The sequence below is a fragment of the Nitrospira sp. SG-bin1 genome, assembly GCA_002083365.1.
Classification (GTDB): domain Bacteria; phylum Nitrospirota; class Nitrospiria; order Nitrospirales; family Nitrospiraceae; genus Nitrospira_D.
This window is the reverse complement of record LVWS01000022.1, coordinates 164,690-171,198: the sequence shown is the minus strand read 5'-3', so window position 1 is coordinate 171,198 and position 6,509 is coordinate 164,690. Positions and strand designations below refer to the sequence as shown.

At 50.1% G+C, this 6,509-nt stretch carries 6 protein-coding genes; 1 reads left to right on the top strand and 5 read right to left on the bottom strand.

Annotated elements, in window-relative coordinates; all coding sequences use genetic code 11:
• Positions 1-19: 19 nt before the first annotated feature.
• The 5 genes from A4E19_18055 to A4E19_18035 all read right to left on the bottom strand — a co-directional run bounded on the left by A4E19_18055 (position 20) and on the right by A4E19_18035 (position 5,818).
• Positions 20-1,594 (bottom strand): hypothetical protein, encoded by a 1,575-nt coding sequence (locus tag A4E19_18055; GenBank protein OQW34819.1) that lies wholly within the window; start codon positions 1,592-1,594, stop codon positions 20-22.
• Between the two features lie 933 nt (positions 1,595-2,527).
• On the bottom strand, positions 2,528-2,935 hold the full coding sequence (locus tag A4E19_18050) for a hypothetical protein (GenBank protein OQW34818.1): 408 nt from the start codon (positions 2,933-2,935) through the stop codon (positions 2,528-2,530).
• Positions 2,910-3,161 carry a hypothetical protein gene (locus A4E19_18045; protein ID OQW34817.1) on the bottom strand — a complete coding sequence of 84 codons (252 nt, stop codon included), beginning with the start codon at positions 3,159-3,161 and terminating at the stop codon, positions 2,910-2,912. The genes A4E19_18050 and A4E19_18045 overlap by 26 nt, the downstream gene beginning before the upstream one ends.
• A gap of 1,011 nt (positions 3,162-4,172) precedes the next feature.
• A complete protein-coding gene (locus A4E19_18040; protein OQW34816.1) occupies positions 4,173-5,093 on the bottom strand; it encodes a hypothetical protein in 921 nt (306 codons plus the stop codon).
• Positions 5,094-5,167: 74 nt separating this feature from the next.
• Positions 5,168-5,818 (bottom strand): hypothetical protein, encoded by a 651-nt coding sequence (locus A4E19_18035; GenBank protein ID OQW34815.1) that lies wholly within the window; start codon positions 5,816-5,818, stop codon positions 5,168-5,170.
• A gap of 45 nt (positions 5,819-5,863) precedes the next feature.
• Between A4E19_18035 and A4E19_18030 the strand changes: the two genes are divergently transcribed.
• Positions 5,864-6,394: a hypothetical protein gene (locus tag A4E19_18030; protein OQW34814.1), complete on the top strand. Its 531-nt coding sequence runs from the start codon at positions 5,864-5,866 to the stop codon at positions 6,392-6,394.
• Positions 6,395-6,509: the final 115 nt, after the last annotated feature.

Genomic DNA, 6,509 nt, shown 5'->3' with positions numbered 1-6,509 from the left:
ATTCCGCGCGGAGAATAAATCAGACCTTCCTTAATACGAGCGGATTAGGAGTCGCGGCTCCACCTTGGATAAAATTGGATAGATGGTTGTAAAAGAAGTCCGTCCTGACCCGCAGTCGATGCCTGAAATACCAGCCTTGATATCCTGCTTCATAGGACACAATCTGTTCCGGGTTGAGATTTCGTGAGCCAACTCCAGAGAAAACGGGACCACCAAACGCGTCTGATGAAAAGGTCAACAGGCGTGATTCAAGGAAACTCGGCGGACGATAGGCAACAGATCCAGAAATGCGAAACGTATGATCATTATGTGGCTTGAAGATCAAAGCCAGCCTTGGACTATACGTAGGATTTAATCCAGTAAGAAAGTCCCATCGAATGCCAGCGATGAATGTCAATGTCGAGGTTGCACGCCATTCGTCTTGCAGATATAAACCAAGCCGGTCTTCCGTAAGAGAGCCTTCGAATATGTTCTGTTTAGACACTGCATTGTGAAAATAGTTCACTCCATAGATGAATCGATTGGTGGGCGTCAAATCCAGCGCATGTTGTGCCCACGTTGTATACACATCATTCCGAAAGCGCTGGTTATTGCTTCCGTCAAAGCCGGTAGAGAAAAAGAACTGATTAAGAAGGGAGGGTGTCAGAAGCTCCAGACTGCTTCTATCCCATCTTGTCCAACTCGTGCGGATAAAAAAGTTGGGCCGTTCGTAGGCGGCATGAATATAGCCGTTTGTGAGCTTCGTTTCTTCACGGAAGACGTCGAAGACCTGGCCATCATAGCGGTTGGAATCTAACAGGCCGCCTGAAAGCACAATTTTCGAACTATCCTTGAAGGCGTATTCCGTTTGCAGATTCACTTTATTAGAACGCAAAGCTAAGGAATCCTGGTTTTCCCATTTTTGATTTTGATCATGCCCGAATGAGAGTCGGTATCCAAAGTTCCCATGAGTGCCTGCCTGGATGAGTGCTGATCTAATAGTTCCAAATTCTCCCCCTCCAAATTGGGCGAATGTTCCGTTTGTATTGCCTTTCATTTCTTGCGGTGACTTTGTGATGATGTTCACTACACCATCAAAGGCGTTGAATCCATAGATCGCCGCGGATGGTCCCTTCATGACTTCAATTTTTTTAATTTCCGGAAGAGTCACTGGCAAGAGCGTCCAGAACACACTTCCAAAAGCATATTCATAGATCGGGCGCCCATCCACCAATACAAGTAGGTGATTGGCGGCTGTCTGATTATTACCGCGCACGCTTACGTTGAAATCCGCACCAGTCATTTGCATGACTTCCATCCCGGGAATGCGCCGTAAAACGGTGGGAATGTCGGTGGCGCCGGAGTGGCGAATGTCCTCATCAGTAATGACGTACACGTTGGCGGGTGCTTCCGAAATGGGCTGTTCTTGTCCTGTGCCTCTGGAAATGCTTTCTCTCTCCTCATTCAAGATCTCAAAAATGTCGCTCTTTACTTCACCGGTGGACAAGGAAGACGAAGATGGTGATCGTGCCGCAGAGGTTGCGTCAGATGGTTGAAGTTTGTCTGGAGGCGGCTGCGATGTCGCAATCTCCGGATATTCAATGGCTGTCAGCATAAGGCTTAAGAGCAGTAGGTGTTTGAAGCTGTCTTTGTATAAGAATCGTGGAACGTGACGGCCCATCTCATGATGTCTCCAACCGTTTCTCAATCTTGACGATTCGAAGATGTGTACAGCCTTTTTCGTGATATTGCCCGGGTGACTCACCACATACTGGCTGAATAAGAATGGAGGGGCGAATTTGCTCACTGATTAGCTGCGTCATCGCGACTGTCCTCCGAATGGGCGCATAAACCTCTGGTCTTTGTTTTGTGCGTTTCCCCTGGGTTTCTCGAACTCTCTTCCACCCGCTTGGCCAGGTTCACGTGAGTAGGGCTAGTAACCTTACTGGATCGCTGCCATATTGGCCATGCGGGGCCTTCACACATGCTTCTGGGCGCCTACCTATTCCTATTACGTATTTCGCACAATCCCTCTTTCCGGTGATTCCTTTGTCCTTCAGGTCGGGACAATAATCCCCAAACGAATGTTTGTCCGCCATACATCTTGTAGTTTAGTGCTCGGGGTCCAATATCGAGCTCCCAACATTCGTATAAGGCCATATGGCCCAACCCCGAATCTATTTCCAATGTGTGCGTTGGTGGAGCAATCGCGGCTTTGTGGAAACAAATCGGTCATCGGTATTTTGGATATTCACAGGTCACAATCCATCAGGCGCCTTCCTTTCCTCTCGCATCGACCCTATGGCCAAGTGGCTCTAGCAAGGTACAAGCCATTCACTAGCTGAAGTGAGACGGTATCACGGCATGATGGAAATACGTACGCAGGGGCGCTGTTATCGCCTCACCTATAGGCGGGATTTCTATCTGAGGGTTTCCAAGAAGGGCAGGGTAGTGAATCAAAACAGATTCACATCGCATCTAATCCGATTCACCTCATGCTGCTGAGTTTCGCACACAACGGGATAGATGGCGGGTAGACAACGTGGAGTCATCTCGACAGCCACCGGATGGTGATGAGATGCTCCACGGCGTGAAATTCGGGATCGCTCGTCAGCACTGTTCCAGAGAGGCGGCGAGCCGTGGCGATGCAAAATGCATCGGCGTAGGAGACCGCATGCTCGCTTTTGATCTCCGCCGCTTCTCGTACCAATGTGTGGTCCACTGGTACCAGTTCGATGGGGAGTTGTTCCAGGAGATGGAGGGCTTCAGCGGCTCGTGCTGCACCAACTTTGCGCTTGACGATGTAGTAGAACTCACCCCAGTTGATCCAGTTTAGGAAAGCTTTGGTTCCGGATTTCTGCTGCTCATAAAGGGCGGCACGCACCTTTTCCCAGCCGGGCTCCTTATGAAAAAGACTGACCAGGGCAAAGCTATCGAGGACGAGTTTTTTGCTCACGACGGGCCTCCTCTCGATGCTCGCGGCGGAGGTCGTCGGTCAAGGAGAACTTGCCGGTGAGGAAGCCTGTCGCGGCCGCGATGGGATCGTCGGCAGCCGCGGCCACGACCAAGCGTCCGTCTTCTTCGAATAATTGCACTTTGCTGCCGGCCTTGAACCCAAGCTTGCGCCGAAGTTGCCGAGGGATCAAAATCTGCCCCTTTGATGTAATTTGGGATACAGGCATGGTAAATGTCCTCCGTTTTTTGCTCAGTATACCAAAATGCCGGAATAGGACAATGTATTCGTTTCGTGATATTCACTGCCTCAACGGTGTATTGCGGTTGAAGTTTTTAGTACGTCTCGTCAACGTTTGTTGAGGGTTGGAGGCGGGTGCTGCGTCAAAAAAACCTGGTTCCCTTAAGAGACGTTGCATCCGAGGGAGAGACCTGTGGGAGCATCCTGGAGCTAAGAACTCGCCACTTGGCCGACGATAAAGGCCCGCTGACATTGTCGGGGGACCACTGCGTCATGTCCTCGCTCCTTCCTTCCCCGAAATGGCGAAAACTCTGCGGGGTTGTCAGCTATTTGTAACGGCATCCAAGGTTTGCCGTGCTTGGCGGGTATTCATCTAATAGACTATAGTGATCATCTCCAAACGTCCGAAGGAGTCATGCATGAAACGCGCGGCAGTTTCCGCGCTGAAGGTCACTCTGGGCGCTTGTTTGGCGAAGGTCAAAGCCACTGAGGAGGCGCTGAGAGGGAGGAGGCTCTTAACCTTTGATGAAGAAGGGCAGGCGCAGATTGTGTTGCGTGCAAGGTGATCCATCGCACCGAGAGTTTGTGAGTCTCGACCAACGATTGCTCTCCATCGGACGCTGTGGAGGGTTCATCGTCCTTGCCGAGGATTTGACGCCTTGACGCGGAGTTGCATAAAGATTCAGACTACTCCGCTCATCCAGGCGGTGCTAGCGCTGTGTGCTTAGTTTTTGGAGCTTCAAACCCAACACTCAGGACGCAGCGCTAAGAACTTTGAAGAAAAGCGCGCCCGTAGCTCAGTCGGATAGAGCATCAGCCTTCTAAGCCTTTCACGTGCATTTTCATAACTGCTTGTCGAACTAGTGGAAACGCGCTTCAGGAGCGGCTTTGCACCAGTTTGACCAGCCGGTTCTCTTCAGGGCAATTCAGGCGGATTTCGGCTGGTTTTGCCGTGTGGGGAACACGCCGGGAACACATGTGGGCTAAGTATCCAGTATTGCTATTGTGCTTTAGGTATATCTCCAAGGGACAGTTCGCCCGCCCGGGGAGGCATATCGTCCGCATATACCTTCCAGTATAGAAAGACAGCTGTTTTATCATTCCTGTCAAACTTATCTGTGTTCAATCGAATTTCGGCCCAATAAGCATGGTCTCTTAGGTTCAGCTCGTCGTGTGGAAATAAGACGTAATCGGGTTTCTGAAAGATGTGACGGCTCCACACCTTGCCAAACAGTCCTTCAACCTGATCGCCAGTTCCCCGTAAAAAGGCGCGGCCTGGTCCTGTTAGGTCTCTTGGCGTATCAAAGATCAGCTTCACGTGCTGTGCTCTCACGTTACCTTCATTTCTGAGTGTGACGTATAACTTACGCTCTTCGACATTACCTGTACGCGTTACTATGGGGCCAATCTCGAACTGTGGAATTAGAATAGGATGCGTCCTTCGGTTCATGATGTCTCGAATCTCATAATCCTCCATCGGTTCGTTCTGGAAGTTAAACCGCTTGTAATACTTCTTATCTGATGCTTGATGTGCAGTACTGGCTTGGGGGACGTGAACCACATATGCATACTTTCCATGCGCACGAGTACTTAAGTGGACTGGATTGATTTTGACACCCTGAAGCCTCGGGCGAATATTTCCAAGAATTACTTGCTCCAACCACTCTTTAGTTATGACACTTGGATCAAAGCCCTCTACTTCTTTCGGAAGGTGCTTCTCTTCAATCATCCCATAGACGATGGTACCACCGTCAGAGTTTGCAAGCGCGGACACGTCTTTGCTTATTTCTGACTTCTTTTTATCATCACGGGGATGAAGCGCGCCACATGCCTTGTATTCCAGATCAGAGCGCTCCTCAACTTTATTTCTTATCAAGGACAATAGATCGTCTTCTGTCCAGGCTTCCGGAGAGATGTCCATAGATGCCCTCCTAGTGCGTTCCCATGTCCCTTCCAATGAAGCGATAGGATGAGTACTAAGCCGACCAACGGCGCTCAGAGAATATCGGCAACGAGAGCTTCAACGCCGTCTAACATCGATTGAGCATCATTCTTAGTGTACTCGTCCCACTGACCATGAGCCGCTTTGTTACCAATATCTGCCCAGGCAGTGACCTGTTTTTGCTTCGCCATGTTGTACACGCTGGCCTTGCAAAGAGCTTCGTTCATACGTTCGAGCTTTCCGGGAGTGATGCCGTTCCTTTCGCATAGGGCCTTTAGAGTAACCTCCAGAGAAACACGGCAGAGGATGCAGGCAAGATCTTTGTAGCCCCTCTTGAGTAGATCCCTGGCTTGTTCAAATGCATCTGACAACACCTCTGCTTTGATCTTGGCATGCACGCTGAACAAATACCCTCCTTCATAGTCTTCACGAGCAGCCTTGAAGATTGAACGACTGTCTTCGAATTGATTTTCCCATCCTATAAATTGATTGTAATGCTTCAACAGGTGCGTGAAATGTATGCTTTCCCGCCCGAAAGATTTCTCTAAGAGACTCAGGGTATTCGTAGCCCATTCCTTATAGAGTGAGGATGATACGCTGAATTGAGTTCCTCCAAATCCATCAGGTTTTCTGGACTTAGAGACCATCTCTGCTTTGGCTGCAAGCTCCTCGAAGCGCTTCGATATGAGCGGATCAAGTCTCATTCGATACCTCCGTTTGTAAATGGCCGCCATTTTAAGTGCCTGTGAATGTGGGCGCAAGGACACCGCGAGTTTCTCGGAGCTGTCTTCAGCGACAGCAACGAAGCACCGGCCTTACCCTTCCTCATTTCCACTACCTTGACCATAAGTAGTTACCTCGTTACCATTGGCTACAACGCCATGCTGACGCCCGACGACATCACCACCGGCATTTTCCTGCGGCAACGATCAAAGAACTTCGCCCTGAAAGGACTACCCGCGAAGGTCGGCCCGGTGGATCACGTCGGGATGGTCTGCCGAGTGGGCGTTGAAGAGGGCACCCCGGGGAGGTGGTTCTTTCAGGTGCGCTACCTGCTTCAGGCTGGTATGAACCGAAAAGGCGCTCTGTATTGGAGTGAGGATCTCTATGAAGAAGACCTGCGACACTTCGAGATAATCACTTTGCAGGAGGCGAAAGAGTGGTTCAACAAGTACAGTGGGAGATGGAAGAAGTCACCTAGGTTACCCGCTTGGATAAGAGAAGCACAATGCTGTCAACTGCGGTTGTTTAATGGCGAGGGTGACTACGTGGGTAAGTAGTTGACCCGATGTTTTCAGCAAAAACTCTGTTAGCCTATAGCGGTAGGAACATCCCCGCTTTACCCCCCGTATGGGGCCACTACTTAATACCGATCTGGTCCATTCCTTGCTATAA

What these genes read in the sequence shown, in the direction of transcription:
- A4E19_18055 (OQW34819.1), bottom strand. Translation starts at nt 1,594, where the DNA reads ATGCTGACAGCCATTGAATATCCGGAGATTGCGACATCGCAGCCGCCT.
- A4E19_18045 (OQW34817.1), bottom strand. Translation starts at nt 3,161, where the DNA reads ATGCCTGTATCCCAAATTACATCAAAGGGGCAGATTTTGATCCCTCGG.
- A4E19_18040 (OQW34816.1), bottom strand. Translation starts at nt 5,093, where the DNA reads ATGGACATCTCTCCGGAAGCCTGGACAGAAGACGATCTATTGTCCTTG.
- A4E19_18035 (OQW34815.1), bottom strand. Translation starts at nt 5,818, where the DNA reads ATGAGACTTGATCCGCTCATATCGAAGCGCTTCGAGGAGCTTGCAGCC.
- A4E19_18030 (OQW34814.1), top strand. Translation starts at nt 5,864, where the DNA reads ATGTGGGCGCAAGGACACCGCGAGTTTCTCGGAGCTGTCTTCAGCGAC.